General features: G+C 43.3%; 13 protein-coding genes, 1 tRNA gene and 1 pseudogene. 9 read left to right on the forward strand and 6 right to left on the reverse strand.

The genetic code is table 11. The features are described 5' to 3' along the window. Positions 1-511 precede the first annotated feature (511 nt). Positions 512-2,956, forward strand: coding sequence for a phenylalanine--tRNA ligase subunit beta (gene pheT, locus QUA71_RS09515; RefSeq protein WP_333284345.1), 2,445 nt, complete (start codon positions 512-514; stop codon positions 2,954-2,956). Positions 2,957-3,109: 153 nt separating this feature from the next. Here the strand turns inward: pheT and QUA71_RS09520 are convergent, their stop codons facing one another. Beyond that, on the reverse strand, positions 3,110-3,679 hold the full coding sequence (locus tag QUA71_RS09520) for a Uma2 family endonuclease (protein ID WP_333284347.1): 570 nt from the start codon (positions 3,677-3,679) through the stop codon (positions 3,110-3,112). Positions 3,680-3,839: 160 nt separating this feature from the next. Here QUA71_RS09520 and QUA71_RS09525 point away from each other — a divergent pair, with 160 nt between their 5' ends. From QUA71_RS09525 to QUA71_RS09535, 3 genes are read left to right on the forward strand one after another with little or no spacing between them, the layout of a single operon-like run. Next, the gene (locus QUA71_RS09525) at positions 3,840-4,109 is read left to right on the forward strand and encodes a YciI family protein (RefSeq protein WP_333284349.1); all 270 of its coding nucleotides are present in this window, start codon (positions 3,840-3,842) and stop codon (positions 4,107-4,109) included. A gap of 13 nt (positions 4,110-4,122) precedes the next feature. After that, positions 4,123-7,161 (forward strand): hypothetical protein, encoded by a 3,039-nt coding sequence (locus tag QUA71_RS09530; RefSeq protein ID WP_333284351.1) that lies wholly within the window; start codon positions 4,123-4,125, stop codon positions 7,159-7,161. Further along, positions 7,151-10,813: a helicase-related protein gene (locus QUA71_RS09535; protein WP_333284352.1), complete on the forward strand. Its 3,663-nt coding sequence runs from the start codon at positions 7,151-7,153 to the stop codon at positions 10,811-10,813. The genes QUA71_RS09530 and QUA71_RS09535 overlap by 11 nt, the downstream gene beginning before the upstream one ends. Before the next feature lie 175 nt (positions 10,814-10,988). Here QUA71_RS09535 and QUA71_RS09540 read toward each other — a convergent pair whose 3' ends face one another. After that, positions 10,989-12,209, reverse strand: coding sequence for a metal ABC transporter substrate-binding protein (locus QUA71_RS09540; protein ID WP_445243772.1), 1,221 nt, complete (start codon positions 12,207-12,209; stop codon positions 10,989-10,991). 117 nt (positions 12,210-12,326) lie between these two features. Between QUA71_RS09540 and QUA71_RS09545 the strand changes: the two genes are divergently transcribed. From QUA71_RS09545 to QUA71_RS09555, 3 genes are all read left to right on the forward strand, one after another. Next, positions 12,327-13,136: a metal ABC transporter ATP-binding protein gene (locus QUA71_RS09545; RefSeq protein ID WP_333284354.1), complete on the forward strand. Its 810-nt coding sequence runs from the start codon at positions 12,327-12,329 to the stop codon at positions 13,134-13,136. Positions 13,137-13,276: 140 nt separating this feature from the next. Next, positions 13,277-14,173, forward strand: coding sequence for a metal ABC transporter permease (locus QUA71_RS09550; RefSeq protein ID WP_333284356.1), 897 nt, complete (start codon positions 13,277-13,279; stop codon positions 14,171-14,173). Positions 14,174-14,462: 289 nt separating this feature from the next. Continuing rightward, complete coding sequence (locus tag QUA71_RS09555; RefSeq protein WP_333284357.1) at positions 14,463-14,921, forward strand: peroxiredoxin; 459 nt, start codon at positions 14,463-14,465, stop codon at positions 14,919-14,921. A gap of 130 nt (positions 14,922-15,051) precedes the next feature. Here the strand turns inward: QUA71_RS09555 and QUA71_RS09560 are convergent, their stop codons facing one another. Then, positions 15,052-15,690: a Uma2 family endonuclease gene (locus QUA71_RS09560; protein ID WP_333284359.1), complete on the reverse strand. Its 639-nt coding sequence runs from the start codon at positions 15,688-15,690 to the stop codon at positions 15,052-15,054. Positions 15,691-15,864: 174 nt separating this feature from the next. Next, positions 15,865-16,518: a ribosome hibernation-promoting factor, HPF/YfiA family gene (hpf, locus tag QUA71_RS09565; RefSeq protein WP_333120983.1), complete on the reverse strand. Its 654-nt coding sequence runs from the start codon at positions 16,516-16,518 to the stop codon at positions 15,865-15,867. 151 nt (positions 16,519-16,669) lie between these two features. On the opposite strand from hpf, the gene lipB reads away from it, so the two are divergent. After that, a complete protein-coding gene (gene lipB, locus QUA71_RS09570) occupies positions 16,670-17,359 on the forward strand; it encodes a lipoyl(octanoyl) transferase LipB (RefSeq protein ID WP_333284361.1) in 690 nt (229 codons plus the stop codon). A 22-nt stretch (positions 17,360-17,381) separates the two neighbouring features. Further along, positions 17,382-17,648: pseudogene (locus QUA71_RS09575) on the forward strand (IS1 family transposase); the annotation flags it as partial. 18 nt (positions 17,649-17,666) lie between these two features. Here QUA71_RS09575 and QUA71_RS09580 read toward each other — a convergent pair. Further along, positions 17,667-17,918: a hypothetical protein gene (locus QUA71_RS09580; protein WP_333284362.1), complete on the reverse strand. Its 252-nt coding sequence runs from the start codon at positions 17,916-17,918 to the stop codon at positions 17,667-17,669. 196 nt (positions 17,919-18,114) lie between these two features. Continuing rightward, positions 18,115-18,186 (reverse strand) — tRNA-Thr (locus QUA71_RS09585). Positions 18,187-18,221: the final 35 nt, after the last annotated feature.

Raw genomic sequence — 18,221 nt, forward strand, 5'->3', positions numbered from 1 at the left:
GTTCTGATCTTGTCAGCGTCGCTCGACTGCACAAATTGCCTGTTCCTGCTTCTGGTAGAAATACTAATCTATCAGTTGTCGGCTGGCCGTGCCTTCGATGGCGAATTGGAATTGCACCTAAGTCTTTTATGCCGATATCTTTTCCCTATTTTGATTATCTCGCTGGTCTGAGTTTTTTCGGTTGATTATCCTTGAAGATAGTTTAAAGACTTGCTAAAGTTGTCCTTTTTTGTGTAAAGTCTTTCTAAACTTAGATGCTTTTTACGTTTTTAGATGTCTCTAGCATACCTCATTCTCTGAAGGAGAATGCTACTCATCCCCCAGTAGACATCGACCTTTGGGCATATTCCTCCTTTTTGCTGATGTGTACCATAAGAGTATTGACAGAATTGAATTAGTATGCTATTAAAAGCTTTCCCGAATAAATTCTGGGACTCAAAAGTCGTAGCCTGTCGGCGCCGACTTTTGACTAATAACTACCGAGCACTGACCACTAACTACTGACTAAATTATGCGTATATCTCTAAAGTGGCTCCGGGAATTAGTGGATGTGGCGATATCCCCGGAAGAATTAGCCGAAACCCTGACAATGGCTGGGTTTGAAGTGGAAGAAATTGAAGACCGCCGCCCCTGGGCAAGCGGCGTAGTTTTGGGCAAAATCATTGCCTGCGAACAGCATCCGAATGCAGACAAATTGAGAGTTTGTCAAGTGGATGTGGGTTCATCAGAAGCTTTAAATATTGTTTGCGGCGCACCGAACGCTAGGGCAGACATTTACGTGCCTGTCGCTGTTGTCGGCACTTATTTATCGACTATTGATTTAAAGATTAAACCAGCTAAATTGCGCGGCGTTCCTTCCGAAGGAATGATTTGCTCTCTGGCAGAATTGGGACTATCTAAAGAGTCAGCCGGCATTCACATTTTCGAGTTAGAAAATCCCGAATTGGGCAGCGATATTCGCCCGCTTTTGGGTTTAGATGACGTGATTTTAGACTTGACAGCAACTGCCAACCGTGCAGACGCTTTGAGCATGGTGGGCGTGGCGCGGGAAGTGGCGGCGCTGACTGGGGCAAGTTTGAGAATTCCCGAAGCGAATGGTGTTGCGATTGAGGGCAAAGAAAGTCCTGGTTTGGCAGTAGAAATATCAGAACCGCAAGGCTGCCCGATTTACATCGGCACGGCAATTGAAGGTGTGAAAATTGGTGCTTCTCCAGCTTGGTTGCAGCAGCGGTTGCAGGCGGCGGGAGTTCGGCCGATTAATAATGTGGTGGACGTAACTAATTACATTTTATTGGAATGGGGACAACCGCTGCACGCTTTCGATCGCGATCGCCTGCAATCTTTCACCGGTACTCAAGATATCAGCATCGGCGTCCGCTTTGCCAAAACAGGCGAATCCTTCAAAACTTTGGACGGACAAAACCGCAATTTGCAAGCTCAAAATCTGTTAATTACTGCTAGCGACAAACCTGTAGCTTTGGCTGGGGTAATGGGCGGCGAAGACACGGAAGTTCACGAAGGAACGCAAAATTTAGTCTTGGAAGCGGCGATTTTTGACCAGGCAACGATTCGCCGTTCTGCGCGCGCTCAAGGGCTGCGTAGCGAGGCATCGATCCGCTACGAACGGGGGGTGAATCAGGCGGCCTTGGCGACGGCTTGCAACCGCGCTGTCGCCCTAATTTTGGAGTTGGCTGGAGGCACTGCGACGGTGCAGAAAACGGCGAGTTCGGGGGAGGATTTGAGTTTTTCGCGATCGCTCGAATTGCGTCTCGACCGAGTAAATCTGGTTTTGGGGCAGTTGAAAAGAGGAGAAACGGGCGGTTCTAAATATCTGGAACCTGAAGAGGTAAAAAATATTCTCACAGCCTTGGGATGCGAAGTTGTTCCGACGGAAAAAGAGCGGGTTTGGAATGTGACTGTGCCGCCTTACCGCTACCGGGATTTAGAAAGGGAAATTGATTTAATTGAAGAAGTTGCCAGACTCCACGGTTATGACAATTTCTGCGATACTTTGCCCAGCAAAACGGAACCCGGTTATTTGTCACCGGAATATGCCGCAATTCGGAATGTGCGATCGGCTTTTCGGGCGGCCGGTTTGACGGAACTGATGCACTATTCTTTGGTGAAAACTGAGGGAGAAAATCAGGTGGTGCTGGCGAATCCGCTATTTGTGGAGTATTCGGCTTTGCGGACAGAAATGCTGTCGGGTTTGATTGATGCTTTTGGGTACAATTTGGAACAGGGAAATGGCGCACTAAACGGTTTTGAAGTCGGCCGCATTTTCTGGAAAGATGGGGATGCAATGAAGGAAGCCGATGCAGTGGCGGGGATTATCGGCGGCGATCCGACTGTGTGGAAATGGCAGCAGGGAGGGCGCGATCGACCTTTGACTTGGTTTGAAGCCAAGGGGGTTTTGGAAAGCGCGTTTCAGGAGTTGGGTTTGTCAGTGGAATATCAAAGCGATTCCTCCAATACACGCTTGCATCCGGGCCGCACGGCTGCGTTATCGTTAAACGGAAAACATTTAGGAGTTTTTGGACAGTTGCACCCGCAATTGCAGCAACAAAAGGATTTGCCTGAGCAGGTTTACGTGTTTCAATTAGATTTAGCGGTGCTGTTAAGTCAATTAGGGCGATCGAACGACTTAACTCGCAAATTCGCTGGTTATTCGAGTTTCCCCGCTTCTGACAGAGACATTGCATTTTTCGCACCGGTGGAAGTTCCGGTTGTAGAGATGCAGAGTGCGATGAAAAAGGCGGCGGGTAGTTTGCTGGATTCGGTGGAACTGTTCGACGAATATCGAGGCGACAACGTGCCGGCGGGACAGCGGAGTTTGGCTTTTCGGTTAATTTACCGCGCGGGCGATCGAACATTAAGCGAAACTGATGTCGAACCGGCGCAGCAAAAAGTTCGTGATGTTTTAGTTGAAAAATTCGGTGTCAGCCTAAGAAGCTAATTGTAGGGGGGGTGCTAAAAGTGCTCGCCCTCTCTCGACTTACACGCAAAGACTGAGAAACCGGGTTTCTTCCAAGATGTACCGCCATCAACCAACTATTAACAAAGAAACCCGGTTTCTGCGGCCAAGCGAGTCCTAAATTTGTTGAACAAGTTAATAACTTAACGGCCGCAACATCTCCCGCACAAAAAAAGAACAATCAGGAAACCGCAAAAGAGAAATACTATCACCATCCGCAAGAATCACCCGACTTTGATAACCATCCTGACTCGGTTCTCGAAAAACGTGGAGTTGCCGATTATTCACATCCAAAACCCAATAATCAGTAATTCCCGACTCAGCATAAATTTTCGCTTTAATCCCGCAATCCGTTCTCAGCGTAGTATCCGCAACTTCAATAATCAGATAAATTTCTGAGGGAGTTGGATGGTGGTCTTCATAATAAAGTGGATCGGGTATGACTACAGAAATACCTGGTTCGGGTTCAGAGTAATTATTGAGCCGAACCGGGTCTTGCAGCCGCACAAAAATCTGCTCTCCTAAACGGTTATCCAGTAATATCTTCGTGCGCGCAATCGCCGCACAGTGTGGCGGACTTTTGGCAGCAATCTTTACTATCTGTCCTGCTAGTAATTCTACTCGTTCATCTGCGTCAAGAATCCCAATTTCTGCCATCCGGTGATATTCTTGAACCGTCAACAAACGAATGTCTAATAAAGTCATAGCAATCTTCTCCTATCTAACAAACATCTCTCTTTCCCCTCTTCCTCAGCGCCCTCAGCGCCCTCTGCGGTTAATTAATCTTATTCTTACAACTTTCGTTAAATCCTCTTACTCTTATTGTACAATAACTTTTAAACAAATTCATCTAAGGCTCAAAACCGTGACAAAATATGTGATGTGGGGAAGTTACTGCGAAGACGTTATCGAAAAACGCGCTCCGTTTCGGGACGCTCATTTGGCCGGACTTGCCCAACAAAAAGAATCGGGTGTGTTAAGTACGATCGGGCCAACGAAAGATTTAACAAAAGTTTTTGCAATTTACGAAGCTGAAGATGAGGCGCAGGTGCGACAATTGGTGGAAGCCGATCCTTATTGGGTAAATGGGGTTTGGACTGAGTACGACGTGAAAGAGTGGATTCAAGCTTTTTGAAGGGGTTAACAGGGTGAACATCTTAAGATTGGATGACAGCGATTTAGTTCCTGTGGACTATGGCGATTTGCTGACCAATATTTTAGAGGTTTTGCAGGGGAAAACTCCGTTTAATATATCAGATGACCGCCGCCGTCTGATCGTCGATATTGATGCCATTGCTGCTGATGTTGCAAAATTAGAAGTGCGGACACCCTTGGGTTCCTTTGAACGTCAAGCAGATGCTGCTACTGTTAATTTCCCACCGGAAGTTGAGGAGCATTTTGGCGATCGAGTCATGCAGATTAAAGAGTGTTTGCGGCAACACTTAGCATCTAAATTAGTGCCACAAAATACTTCTATTGAAAAGTTTGTTTCTAGCTTAATTACTCCTTTAGATTCATCCTCTTTTCAGGGAGACGGCAAAAAGTTAGGTCTCAAATACGATTTTGGCACTCGCCACACTTCTTTAGAAAAAGAAAAGCTAACTTTGGAACGCCGGGTCTCTGGGAGTCCTGGGACTTTAAAACTGCATAAATTGACTATTGCTGTGCGAAATACCGATATTTTTCAACAACAGCTAAAGGAGGGTTTAGAAAACTACATTAGGGAAAATGCCGAGAATAGCGACGATAGGCAAGAACTTAACCATCGTCTTGATGAGATGGTTAATAATGAATACTCGGATTTTCATAAATTGATCCGACTGGTAGACAAAGAAACCCTAGGAAAAATTAACAAAGAAGCTAAGATTACTTATTTGGAGTATCTGCTAGAACACATCAGCGCTAGCAGCACAGATACTGTAGGAATCATCTATTTAAAAGATTTGATTCGTCGTCTCAGATTGATAGAAAATTACATCAACGACCCAAATAAATCCGATGGCTATTACGCGGCAAATTATGCTGGTGTTCGAGTTAATTACAGAGAGATCTTTGCGCGGTCGGAATTTTTAGATGCGCTGCCCATTATTCCCCTTGTAGAAGGTTACTTGGGAGAAAGCACGGACAATCATCGGAACGAACGTAAATTTATCTTTGGTCTCAAACTAAAATTGGACAACCCAGTTCAAGCGCGCGGTGGAAAGGACGTATTTGAATATCATCTGAATCTGCTAAATCCAGATAGTGAAGAACACAAAGCAGAACTTACCGAAGATGCTAATACCGAAACCTTCGTCCGCAAAGTGTTAAAAATAGCATTTTTGTATCACTGTGTGTTTGCATCTCCCCACACTCCAGGCTCGCCAAATTACAACCCCGAATTGGAGCTTGAATTTAATCCTATTCCGGCTTTTGAGCAACTAATGACAAATGTATTAAATCGCGATCATGACGAAATCAAAAAAAGACTTTTCCGAAATTTTCTCACCAGGTTTAAGGAGGTTAATGTTAAATATAAAATTAACCATCTTAAAAGAATGCTGAAAGGCTTTCTGGAACGCCAGACACTTTTGCCAAGCCGCACAGAAACGCGACACGTAAACCTTAAAATAGGTCTGGTAGAAGACATTGACAATATTTTGAACACTGGTAAATTTTTTAATGAAGTTCTGGATCGAAATTACAAGCAGACACTTCATTATATTGTCGTCGAACAGCCTAATGTTGATGAAACAGCCATCTGTCAGCTACCGATAAATATTACTATCGAAGATGTCCGCTATTTTCCTACTGAGGAACGCCAAAATTTCAGCATGGAATACAATATCAAAGGTGTCGATATTTTGCCGATGCTTTCAGCACCTAAAGCCGATCGTTCGAGAAAAATATACAGCCAGCATTTTTTAACAAAATTAGTTTTGTTTCCTTATGACGACAGACGACTAGACAGCGGGGATAAAGGTTTACCACCTGCGGCGGCTTTTGTGTATAAATTTACGATGTTGCTGCTGTCTTATATCTGCCTGAGAGTTTTACTCGAAAATACTGCAAAAAACTTATTTATTCCGATGGTGAGGCTCCATGAAGGTGACGAAAAACACCCTTCGCCGTCTGAAAAATTTATGGCTAACCTTTCCAAAACATTATCTCACATTTTGAGTGAAAAACAACGCTCAAATTCTCAGGGATTTCGTATTAAAGAAGATCCAAATAGTTACAAAGTTCATAACGGTTTGAGTTCAATGTATTCAATTCTGCCGAAAAAGTTTAAATTTAGCAATGTGCAGTTATCTCCAGAGTTGGATAATTTAGCAATCATTGTTGTTTCCAGTCGCGACAGTGATGCTAAAAAAACTAATAAAAACCGCTTCCAAAGAACAGCTAGTTTAATCGGAGAAGCTATCGGGATTAATCGCCTCGAAGACGATGCAATTGAAGTCAAGGTGCTGAAAACTTTTTCAGAGAATTACAGTGTCAGCCGCCTTTATACTGAGCCGTTAATCCTTGAAGATGCAATGAGTCAACTTTATCAGCAAGGGTATCGGAATTTCGCATATATTTCGCAAGCACCTTACATGAGTACGCTGCATATTACAAAGACTGAGGAAGACGAGGAATTGTCTTTTATGTCAAAAAAATTGCTCCGAACTTTGAAGGGAGAGCGACGAGATATCAAAATTTATCCGATGTTTTTTGATAAATACTATGTCCGCAGTTTCCTAGGCGATAAGGGAAAACCTTTTTACATTCAGGATGCTATGGAGCTTTCGAGCTTGTTTGCAGATACCAGTAAACAAGCTGTGATGTTTTTTAACTTGTTTAACGGACTTAAGGTAAAGGAGGAGAAAAACTTTTATAACGGTGTGATTTCCTACTCGACCCTGTTGCATATATACGACGGAATTCTGGACGATCAAGACCTTCACCAAGGGTTGATTTACGACGGTGCAATTAAAGATACTTTGCTACATTATTTAACAATTTTTCACTTTTATCGCTATGAAGCTCGCAAAAAAGATCTGAGTTTTAAACTTGACCCCTACGAGCAGATTATAGGTGATGAATCCGTTGGTGCTTTATCTGTGTTTAGTCATCCGGGCGGGAATGCTGAGTTTAACTCGCTGGCTTTTTTGAATAAGGTAAGAGAAGTATTAAATGTCGGTGAGGTACAAAATAATGATTGGTGAAGATTTGGGACGGCTATTTGAGGTAGGCTTCAATATCGGGATTCTGGCATATATTCAGCGGGAAAATTTAAGTCACAATTTTGGTGATTCCTACCGCCTGGATTTGCAGAGGCTCAAATTGCCAAAGATGACGGCGGAAATCGTCAGAGAAGCCAATCTGCTGGCTAGTTTAGATGCTGAAATCGTTGAAAAATGGAGTTTGTTCTTTGTCCAAAAAGGCTTTTTGGGTGGGTTAAATTTTTTCCGGGAGTACGTCAAATCTACTGGCTGGAAGAATTTGCAGCGGTTGGAAATTGTGTATTGTCAGTGCAGTTTTAGTGATGCTAACAGTATCAGAACCTATAACAAGGGTGATAAAGAAGCGTTTAAAGAGTTATTGTCTCAGTTGACAACTGCCAAACTTAGTTTATCAGGTGATGAGATTAACTCGTACATCCGCCGCTACTCGAAAAAGGGTGAGTTTTTGCAGGCTGATACGCTGATGCTGTTACAGTATGGAAATGATTTTAGAATTCTCTGCGTTGATTTGTCTGTGTTTTCTCCGATGTTAGCTCCAAAACCGGAGGATATCAATGAAATAGAGGTTATACGAAAATATTTGATGAGAGAAATTAGCTATTTGCGCTCGAAAAGTGTGTTTTCTAATCTACGGATGGATACTAGCACTTTAGGTGTTGATTTTTCGGAGGATTTAAAACGCTATTTTACAGCTTTTAAGTATAAGGATAAGGAAAGCGCTAAGTTGATTCAGGCGGGTAGCTACGCTCACAGCTTCTATGGATTTTTGCAACAAACAGCTATAATTTCAAGGGATTCTGAGGTTTTGTTTAATGTGGTTGGTTATGGCGATCGCAATATTAGCGCTATTTCCCTCCGCCAGGACAAAATTAAGTTGTTAGCAACTTGCGCTCAGATTTACCAGAATGAAGCGAAAAATAAAGAGATTAGCGACGCCCGCAGTGAAGTTTTAGATGTTATTCAACTTAACGCCGCTCGCAGTTTCAAAGACGGCCAAAAATTAGTCAATCCTCTGTTAGAAATTGGCAAAAATGTCACTGAACCTATACTTCATACAGAACGGATTGATAATTTTGCTACTTCCATAGATATTATATCAGATAAACTGGCAGATGATTTGCAAATAGATCGCGGATTACACCTGAGAAATGCTCACGCTCAATTAATTGTCAAAGCGCTTCAATCTGATGAAACTTATATCTTTTTGACTGGGAATCCGGGAATTGGGAAAACAACTGCGATCGCCAAATTCCTAAAAACCCATATAGACGACGGTTTCTTATTCCTATACGTCAGTCCCCGCAAGCAAGTAAACTTAGATATCCTCGAAAAATTTAAAGATAAAAATACTGGTTGGCTGTGCGATGAGCGATTATTTTGTATCAACACTAACGCGGATATCATCAAAAGCAATTCAGGACACTGTACCGTCCAGTACGCATCGAATAGCTATTGCGAAGATTTCACAAAAAAAACTGTTCGCTTCCTCAAGCAGGATTCAGAAGTTCAGAGGACGGAGTATCATCAATCCGAACTTAAAAAAAAGGGAGCAACAGTAATCAAACCCGTTAATCCCAAAGGAAATGGAGTGCTTAAGACCATTTGCGAAGGTATATACGCGCTGCTCAATAGTCAGGTATCTAATAATATCGTAGCTACCGTTTCTATTCAATCGGTGAAGATGAAAGAGAACCGCCAAAATACCCTAGAGCATTTAGATAAAATTTTTCAAGATACTTACAATAAACTAGCAAAAAAAGTTATTTCTGGGAAAATGCAAGAAATCTCTAGCCGTATCAAACATATTTTCATTATGATCGATGAAATCACTGGAGATGACGGCGGGGTTGAGTTTTTAGACGGAATTGCCAAGATTGTCAAAAAACATGAGTTGCACAAGCGGGAACACGGTTTTAATACTAAAATTATTGTAGCAGATGCTTCGATTGTTGACTCCGATGTGATCAAACAACACCTTGATAACACGTCACCCGAACCGGATAAAATCTACTTTAAAAAATTACCCAAAAATTCTGAGGTAATTGAACCTTTACAAGTCATTCCTTTTAAATTCAAAAATCTACCTGCAACGGTAATCAATGCTAATTCCTACCCTGCCCGCAGTTTAGAGATAACTTACAAAATATTTGTAGAAACGGTTAAATACAGTGAAAATGCACCTTTAAAAGAGAAGAGTAATTTAGTCAAGCGGGTACAGTGGGAAATAATTGAGGATATCAATCAGCGATTAGCCATCCCCGGTGTCGAACAAATTATAGTATACATTCAGAACAAGCAAAGATTGACTGAATTAATTGAAAAAATTAAAGATAGTCGCGAAAAGTTTGAGCAATTTACCGATTATCTGGAAATTCACGCGAATATCTCGGAAAAGGAGAAAGAAAAAATACAGGAATACAAAAATACAGCTAAAGTAATCTTTATGACTGCATCGGGAAGTCGTGGACTTTCTTTCCCAAAAACTAAGCATATTTTAGTGGATATTCCCCGCTTCCAAATTGAGAAAAATCTGATGGAAGTCATACAGGTGATTTATCGGGGACGCGGAGAAGATGAGAACGGTAAAACCCTTGATGGTGAAGATAAGGAATTGGTTTTTTATCTGTCTGATACCGCAGTTTATTACGCTGAGGATGCGGAACTTTCCCTGCAAGAAAGCAAATTGAGTTTGTTGAATTTACTGCTAATTCTGAAGACTGCGGTGATGACGCGAATTTCGGGCTACGGTTATTTAGGTAGGGATAAGTTTTTGATGATTCCGATTGGCGGAAAGTCGGTTTCCGCAGTCGGGGATACATTTAGCAGCAAAATGGCTGCTCTAATTAAGACATTAAAGAGCGAGAGCCAGCGAGGAAATATGTTGTTTAAGGAGGTTTATACGAGTCTGGAACAGCTTTTGGGTCGCGGGGAGTTTGTTTTGACAAATTCTGACAAGTCCGGTCAAAGGGGCAATTCTTACCTGGAAATGTGGGATGACTTTAATCGTAAATTTTTGGAAAAGTGCAATCCTCTTGATGGTTTGCTGAGCTATGATAATTTAGAGCTCGGTCATGTTTGCGGTAGTTTGTTGATCGTACCTCTAGCCGATCGCACTTTGGTAGAAACATACCAGATGCGGCTTCATCGAGAAATTAAGGAATGTCTAGAGAAGAAGTTGCTGCACAAAATGCGTCTAATTAGGGATAGTGATTCGTCCCCGGAGAATGTAATATCGGCAATTAGAGGCGGTGCGATCGAGTTATTGCAATTTCTCAACAGCGAAGTCGAGAAAAGTCAGTATTTTGAAGAGCAGAGTCAGCAGTTCGATCGCTATTATGCCATACCGCTATTTGCCTTCGTTAGCGCTGAGGAAATGCAGGAGTATTTTGCTGACAGTAAACTGGAAGAACCGGAAGACAGGAGGTTTCGGGATATTTTGTCGGCTTATGTGCGATCGCTCTACCCTGTAGATAGTGTAATGCCGATCGGGCACAAGTATCGAGATTTCCCATTTATCGTGTTTAGAAGCTACAGTTTAGAGCAAAGTAGAGAAAAGATTTTTACAGATAAATATCTTTTAAGTTCCAACGAGTTGAACGTGCTTAATTTAATTTTGTCGAAGCAGGTAAACTGAAACTTGTCGGGTGCGTCATACCATTTTAGATTTTATTTAGATTTTAGATTTGGAATCAAGGATGACTATGGGGGTTTGGAGTTTACCTACAGTTGCATTCTTGTTTGAAACTGCTATCAGTTAGCTGTCACCCTATCCGCACATAAAATAAAACTCTTCAGACGCACCCTACTTGCTACTTGCTAACTTCAAACGGCGTGTATTTCCCCCCCAAAGCTTCGACGATGGCGCGAGTATTAGCCGACATCATTTTCACATAAGAATCGCCCTCGCTTCCGGCCGCCCCTATCGAATCCGAATAAAGTTGCTGCGCCGCCAATTTCACCCCCGCTTCCTCCGCCACTGTTTTAATTAGTTGCGGGTTAATTGTAGTCTCGGCAAAAATAGCAGGAACTCCTGCAGCTTTCACCGATTCTACTAACTTTTGCACCGTTTGAGCGCTCGGCTGTTCCTCCGTACTAATCCCGATCAAACTGTTAGCATCTCCCAATCCGTAGGCGCGGCTGTAATATTGAAAAGCATCGTGACTTGTGACTAATTTGCGCTGATTTTCTGGAATAGTTTTAATCTCTTGTTCGATCCAACTATCCAAACGTTTTAACTCTTCAGTAAGTTTCACAGCATTCTGCGTAAACTTCTCCCGATCTTCCGGCGACACTTCGATTAGCGCATCCCGAATTGCTTCCACCATTTGAACTACATTTTCCACATTTCCCCAAACGTGCGGATCGGGTACGGTATTGCCTTCTTTATTCAGTAGCAAAGGCTTGACAACTTCCCCCACTGCTAATTTCCGCGCCTTAATTCCGGCGGCATTCATCATCCTAATTAATCCCGGTTCCAAATTGTAACCGTTATACAGAATTAAGTTAGCTTTTTCTAAAGCTTGAGAATCTTTTGGCACCGGTTCGTAAACGTGAGGATCGGTTCCAGGCTGCAAAATTCCTGTTAGCTGAACTTCGCCACCCGCTAGTCGATCGGTCAAATCCTCAATAATTGTGCTGGTAGCAACTACCTTGGGTTTAGCATCTGCCTCTGGAGAGAGGCGATCGCCCTGAGTTTGAGCGCAACTAAATAAACCCAAAGTCAAAATGCCGCAGGCAATAGTTCTCATCCAAAATACCTTGGACTTGTCCAATCCAGGGCGGGCGGTTTTAATCCCCGACTCACCGCTAAACTCCCCTGGATAGGATTGCTTCACAATTGTCGTTGGTTTTAACTCACATTTTGCACTCTTCTCCACCACAGGCAAGATGACTGTTTCACAATGATTCAATATTCTGGTGGGATGGGCGAATAGCCCGCCCAGATCGCGATCGTTGAGAATGGTAGAAGATATAAGTTTTAACCTACTTGAGATTTTCGCCACAAAACCTATGGTTTGAGGGGTTTCCATCTTGGACTGTCGCATTATCTACCTCTGGTGCGTTCCCGATTATTCCTATTTACCGATGATTTCATATTCTTTTCATTTTTACAGTAAACTTAATAAAAAGGAGATAGAGTCACCGCAATGAATACCGCCGCCTTCCCCAACGAGAATCCTTGGTCTCAAATGGTTTGCCACCTCAAAGACAGCGCTACCGACACTGAAATTATCACTGTTAAGCACTTAGCAGTAAACTACCGCACGGTAGAGGCACTCAAAGATATCAGTCTTTCCGTGAAACCGGGAAGGCTGACGGGTATTATTGGGCCCAACGGTGCCGGCAAAAGCACGCTGATCAAAGCAATGTTGGGCTTAATTCCGGCAGCTCGCGGCACTGTTACCTGGGGCGAAGAAGCGATCGCCGATCGACTCGAAACAGTAGCCTACGTGCCCCAGCGATCGCAAATTGACTGGAACTATCCCGCCACCGTTTGGGATGTCGTGATGATGGGAAGAGTCAGAAAAGCCGGATGGTTTCGCCGCTTCTCCGCAGCTAGCCGCCGCAGCGCTGCCGATGCCTTAGAAAGAGTAGGCATGAGTGCTTACAAAGACAGACCGATCGGACAACTTTCCGGCGGACAGCAACAGCGAGTATTTCTAGCTAGAGCATTAGCCCAAGAAGCCGCTATTTTCTGCTTTGACGAGCCGTTTGTCGGCGTTGACCAAAAAACTCAAAATATCATTTTTGACATCTTCCACCAACTAGCAAATGCCGGGAAAATCGTCTTAGTAGTCAACCACGACTTAGGCGAATCAATCACCAATTTTGACGATTTAATTTTGCTAAATACAGAAGTGATTGCCGCTGGTCCCCGTCAAGAAGTGCTAACACAAGAAAACCTTTACCGCGCCTACGGCGGACAAGTAATGTTCTTTGCCGGACAAGCAGCTTAATTAGCCAACAGTCATTAATCTACGAGTTACGCTTTTGAACCCAGTTTCTTGGATAATATTGGGTTTGGCAACGATAAATCTCCGGTTAAACCGGGTTGCTTTGATTGTTAGTCATTAGTTAACTGTGATTTTATAATTTTATGATACAAACCTTAATTGAGCCGTTGCAGTACGGATTCATGCAGCGATCGCTCATAATTGCCATTCTCGTCGGCATCGTCTGCGCGATCGTCGGCAGCTACCTAATGGTACAGCGGCTGGCCTTGCTCGGAGACGCCATCAGCCACTCGGTTTTGCCCGGATTGGCGATCGCATTTATCCTCGGAGCAAATATCTTTATCGGCGCGTTCATTGCCGGAGTTTTGAGTACAGTAATCATAGCTTGGATCAAAGCTCGATCGACAATCAAAGAAGACGCGGCAATGGGCATCGTATTTTCAGCCTTCTTCGCCCTCGGCATCACCCTAATTACGATCGTCCAAAAAGACAATAAAATCGACCTCAACCACTTTCTTTTCGGCAACATCCTCGGCGTTACCCCCCAAGATGCGATCGACACAGCCTTGATTGTCGCCCTAGTCTTATTAGTTGTAGTATTCTTTTACAAAGAACTGCTATTTTACACATTCGATCCATTAGGAGCGCAAGCAACAGGTTTGCCAGTAAACCTCCTCAACTTCGGACTGATGGTACTCATCGCGCTCACAATAGTTGCCAGCCTCAAAGCCGTTGGCGTAGTGCTAGTCTTGTCCCTATTAATTACACCCGCAAGTACCGCCTATCTCCTAGTCACTCGCCTGCATCAAGTAATGATTTTAGGCGCAATAATCGGAGTTATTTCCAGCATTAGCGGAATGTATCTCAGCTACTTTTATAACTTGCCATCCGGGCCCGCAATAGTTTTAGTTGCATCGGGATTCTTTGTGTTATCATTGCTGTTCAGTCCCACTCAAGGAATCCTCACTCAGCCACGCACACACTCCGGCCAAATTCCTCCAATCTGGCGGGAATTAAAAAATTTAACTAAAGGCCGATAACAATTAACTTTGTGGTAACGCTTCAGCGCCGCCCCTCCCATTGTTAATCAGAATCTTGGTTAATCCCCGTGGATGTGTGGTTCAAAAAAGCCTCTTCAATTAATCCGCGTAACTGTGAATCGCTGACAGCATTCCGATTTTGTAAAAAGGGTTTTTGTTAGGAGTGCGAGACAGGAAAAATCGGAGGCTGTCGAATTGCCCGATCGCAATTACGAACTATTGCTCAAAAAAACTGTACAATAAAAAAAGTTAAATTTTCACCCAAACAGAGCTACTCCGTTAAAAAAACATGACAGTCAAAGTAGGAGACACCGCACCCGATTTTACCTTACCATCTCAAACTGGCACATCAGTCAGCCTCAAAGATTTTAAAGGTAAAAAAAACGTCATAGTCTACTTTTATCCCAAAGATGACACACCCGGATGCACCACCCAAGCTTGCGCTTTTCGAGATAGTTACGAAGTTTTCAAAGACGCAGGTGCAGAAGTCATAGGAATCAGCGAAGATTCGCAACAATCGCACCAACAATTTGCCTCCAAATATCAGCTACCGTTTACACTGCTGAGCGATACTGGCAACAAAGTGCGACAATTATACGGAGTTCCAGCTACACTGTGGATTATGCCCGGTAGAGTAACTTATGTCATTGACAAAGAAGGCGTTGTCAAGCATATTTTTGACTCCATGTTAGACTTCAAAGCACACGTTGCAGAAGCACTCAAAACTTTAGAAACCATCAAAAGTTAGATGGATTTGCTTAAAATATATTGTTGGTAGTGAGGACGAAAGTCCTCATCCATCATTGTCTAAAAAACAAGAAAAAACTAAATTCCTGACTGCGAACTAAGGGTTTTTAGTGATAACGGAAATTCTCCGACTATAGGTTTTCCCCTACCCAATTTTTAAAAGCTTGAATAGCGTGGGTTCTACCAGCAACTTGACTCTGCTGAGTGTACTTATTCACCAGTTCGACAATCGGGATATTGGGGAAAGTGGGACTAACATCAGACTCAATATAGTGTTCGGCTTGCAAGAGGTTGATTTGTAGCCCTCGCCGTGCGTATCGCCAAAGTTCCGGCACTCCTAGAATTTGATAATTATCCAACTGCGTGCGGGAGGTAAGATCAATTTCTATAGCTAAGTCTGGGGGTGGATCAACACTCATATCGAGGCGATTTTTACCGATAACGGCTGCTTGATTTTGAATGTAAAAACAGGTATCCGGTTCGACAGCCTGACTCATGCGTTCATTTTTCAACGTTGTCGAACCTAACGGCTCAAATGCTATTTGTCGTGTTTCCAACAAAATTTTTACCATGTCGCCAATAATTTCTTTGGCTTTTTCATGTTCGGGCAGAGGAACCATAATTTCTAACCGTCCGTTACTATAGGAAAGTCGGGAAGCACGACGTTCTCCCAATTCCGCCAAAATACTTTCAAATTGTTGCCAGTTCACATCCTCAACCAGTAATTGCTGACCCGGTTGAATCTTTAATTGTCTTAACTCCAATAGCATAATTGTTCATCCCTTTTCTCTAGGAAATATCGCCCAAGTCCTAACTGCGAATCACGATCTTAAAAAACAAGAAAGGACTAAAGTCCTTACTAAAAACTCGTGGTTCGTAGTAAGGACTTTAGTCCTTTTTTGCTAACGGCTTGCAGCCATTAACAATTAGCACTCAGCAATTATCTAGCTTTTCGCAACACTCGATTTTTCCGATGTAGCGCTTTCGGCAGTTTTGCCATTTTTGCTATTACCGTTACCGTTGCTGTGGCGCGGTTGAATAACTCCATAGCCGCTGTGACTCTTGCGTTCGTAGAGCACGTTAATTTCGCCTGTTTCCGCATTACGGAACATATAGAAATCGTGATCGATAATCTGCAATTGTTCCAAAGCTTCTTGCACAGTCATTGGAGGCATGGCAAAATACTTAGTTCGCACCACCTCAGCAGGAAGTTCGGGAGTTCGATCGCCAATCAGATCCGCTACTACAGGATGTTCATCAACTACCGTAACCGTTTTGGCACTACTCTGGGTCTTGTTGTCGTGGCGTTTTTCCTTAAATTTCCGCAGTTGACGAGCTATCTTGTCGGCAACCAAATCGATGCTAGCATAAAGGCTTTCCGTGCTTTCTTCAGCCCGAATCACGCTGCCGTTAGCATAAATTGTCACCTCAGCAGTCTGCTTAGGATTGATCCTGGGGTTACGAGCCACCGATAGATGTATGTCCACTTCTGTAGTCAAAGTTTGAAAATGGCTAACTGCCTTTTCAACCTTTTGATTGACGTACTCGCGAATCGCATCGGTGATTTCTATATTCTTACCCTGGATAACAAGCTTCATAGAGCTCCCTCCCTTCTGTAACGTGGGTATATTTTACACAGTAGCACTATGTATTCTGGAAAACACTTATCTTCCAAATCTTTTATTATATGTTGACAATTCTTGATTTAATCTGCGCCAATATTCCGTAAATACACTCTTGATTTTTTTCATGATTTCTCCTCTCATCCCTCAACAGCTAAATGCACAACCCTGCTTACTCCTCGATTGGGGACAAGTGCCCTACTCCAAAGCTTGGGAAGTCCAGCAAAAACTCGTGCAAGAACGCCGCGAGACGCCTGATTTGCCAGATGTCCTGATTTTGCTGGAACATCCGCCGGTTTACACTTTGGGAATGGGAGCAAATTTGGAATTTCTGAAATTTGACCCAAGTCAAACTGCGGCGGAACTGCACCGAGTTGAGCGGGGCGGCGAGGTGACTTACCACTGTCCGGGCCAATTGGTGGGCTATCCAATTTTAAATTTGCGGCGTCACCAGCAAGATTTGCACTGGTATTTGCGGCAGTTGGAGGAAGTGCTGCTGGGGGTGCTGGAAGTTTGCGGGTTGAAGGGTTCGCGGGTTCCCGGTATGACTGGGGTTTGGGTAGATGGGTGCAAGGTAGGCGCGATCGGCATTAAAGTCAGCCGCTGGATTACGATGCACGGTTTTGCCTTAAATGTTTGTCCGGATCTCGCAGGTTTTGGGCAAATTGTACCTTGCGGGATTCCCGATCGACCTGTTGGAAGTTTAGAGCAGTTTATCCCGGGAATTGAGGTCGATCGAGTGCGATCGATCCTTGTCGCTGAGTTTGCTCGCGTTTTTGCAGTGGAAATTGTGCGATCGGAACTAATACCAATCTAAAAAAGCTTCCCGTAAGGACACAGCATTGCTCGCAGTATATCGTCAATGTGCTGTAAGTTCTACAGACTTTCGGCGTGCTTATGGGATACTTTTTCCTCAAAAAAGACACAGATTAGTAGGAAAGGATACGAGTCTGACAAACTCTCTAGAAAGATTTAATAATACGATGAGACAAAGAATATCTCCTAGGGTCAAAAAAAGTCTTTAATTCTCTAAAATACTCTCCAATCACATTGGGTCTCTTTGGTATTTTATTCATGAGTATAACGCCAGTTTATCTATAAAATAAAACCCCTAATTATACTGACTATGCAGGACTACCGATTTTTGGGTAGATTCCTAGGCGATCAATTAGACTTGCTACTAAGCCGAGATAATCTAAGTTTTCTACTCTCATCTCAGATGCTTTTTGCATGGGCTGCTGAATGTTCAAAAGAGTGTGACGCTTCGATCGCAATTTTACCCTATTTTTGGCGCCATGATTGGCTGATGCACGCGATCGCCATTCACGCATTTTGTGGCTCGAACTTGTTACTGCTAGGTGATTAACTCGGTTCATGACGATCGCCATTTTCACGAGCTCAGGTTTAACTGTTGATTTAAAAAATTCACCCTATCTACCACACAAGGATTTAGGGCAAATAAAAATGCTCTCCGCTACTTTGCCGAGAGCATTTTTGAGCAGTTAAACTGCGTTTTGCTACAGATTTGCAACAATCATAGACAAGTCATAGACAAAAATCGCTGAAACCCAAAGCCGATGGTGGGATTTGAACCCACGACCGTTCGATTACGAATCGAATACTCTACCCCTGAGCTACATCGGCACAGACAATTTTGAATCATAGCACAACCTAAGCGA

It is taken from the genome of Microcoleus sp. MON1_C5 (assembly GCF_036701875.1).
Classification (GTDB): Bacteria; Cyanobacteriota; Cyanobacteriia; order Cyanobacteriales; family Microcoleaceae; genus Microcoleus.

Coding starts and splice junctions, on each gene's coding strand:
- QUA71_RS09550 (WP_333284356.1), top strand. CDS start 13,277: ATGATACAAACCTTAATTGAGCCGTTGCAGTACGGATTCATGCAGCGA.
- QUA71_RS09580 (WP_333284362.1), bottom strand. CDS start 17,918: ATGAACCGAGTTAATCACCTAGCAGTAACAAGTTCGAGCCACAAAATG.
- QUA71_RS09545 (WP_333284354.1), top strand. CDS start 12,327: ATGAATACCGCCGCCTTCCCCAACGAGAATCCTTGGTCTCAAATGGTT.
- QUA71_RS09555 (WP_333284357.1), top strand. CDS start 14,463: ATGACAGTCAAAGTAGGAGACACCGCACCCGATTTTACCTTACCATCT.
- QUA71_RS09520 (WP_333284347.1), bottom strand. CDS start 3,679: ATGACTTTATTAGACATTCGTTTGTTGACGGTTCAAGAATATCACCGG.
- hpf (WP_333120983.1), bottom strand. CDS start 16,518: ATGAAGCTTGTTATCCAGGGTAAGAATATAGAAATCACCGATGCGATT.
- QUA71_RS09560 (WP_333284359.1), bottom strand. CDS start 15,690: ATGCTATTGGAGTTAAGACAATTAAAGATTCAACCGGGTCAGCAATTA.
- QUA71_RS09535 (WP_333284352.1), top strand. CDS start 7,151: ATGATTGGTGAAGATTTGGGACGGCTATTTGAGGTAGGCTTCAATATC.
- QUA71_RS09540 (WP_445243772.1), bottom strand. CDS start 12,209: ATGGAAACCCCTCAAACCATAGGTTTTGTGGCGAAAATCTCAAGTAGG.
- lipB (WP_333284361.1), top strand. CDS start 16,670: ATGATTTCTCCTCTCATCCCTCAACAGCTAAATGCACAACCCTGCTTA.
- pheT (WP_333284345.1), top strand. CDS start 512: ATGCGTATATCTCTAAAGTGGCTCCGGGAATTAGTGGATGTGGCGATA.